The 671-nt window shown below is 35.0% G+C and carries 1 pseudogene; it reads left to right on the top strand.

What is annotated here, in order from left to right:
- A pseudogene (locus tag IV84_RS11040) lies at window positions 1-517 on the top strand (hypothetical protein); the annotation flags it as partial.
- Between the last annotated feature and the right edge of the window lie 154 nt (window positions 518-671).

The raw sequence follows: 671 nt of genomic DNA, 5'->3' as shown, positions 1-671 counted from the left end.
TTTCATTTACACAAGATTCTTGACGCTACCAAGATTTTACTTGCCATACGTTTTAGGTATAGTGATAGCACCTATAATAGGTGGTTTAGTTGGAAAAAGAAGCAAAAAAATTTCTTTAATTGGAATGACAGTTGGACTGATATTAGTATTAATCACGCCATTTTTTACAAGTAGTGTTTTAATATTAAGCACTTTTAAGAGTGTTTTTAATGGCTGGTTGACTGAAATATATAGGCATCAAGATGAGTTACCAAAGGATAAACGTATCTGGGTTAAGTACACTATTCAAAGTATGGGAAGTATCGCCCATCAGTTTGTTTTAATGATAATAGGTTCTTTACTTGTTATGGGCAATCAATCATCAGTTAAAACCTTTTTTGTTGTGACTAGTCAGAAAATTCCTACGGTCGAAAGCAGAACTTTGATGACCAACTGGAATGGCATTGCAACAGGAATCCTGTTGATTGGGTTGATTGTCTATGGACTAGGTTCAGCAATCAAAATAAACGTAAAATGATGTCATTTTTGCAGCGATCCACAAAAATTTGAGTGAATTTTTAATTGGGCACTAGCATTCAATGGGTTGGGGCGACTTGATTGTAGCACAGGACGATAGGCCCTTTTGTTGTGCATAAAAATAGTGTTGATGGATTTTATCCATCAACACCAAA

Origin of the sequence: Pediococcus damnosus (genome assembly GCF_001437255.1) — a bacterium.
GTDB lineage: Bacteria > Bacillota > Bacilli > Lactobacillales > Lactobacillaceae > Pediococcus > Pediococcus damnosus.
The sequence above is the reverse complement of the archived record's forward strand: the minus strand, read 5'-3'. Positions and strand labels throughout refer to the sequence as shown.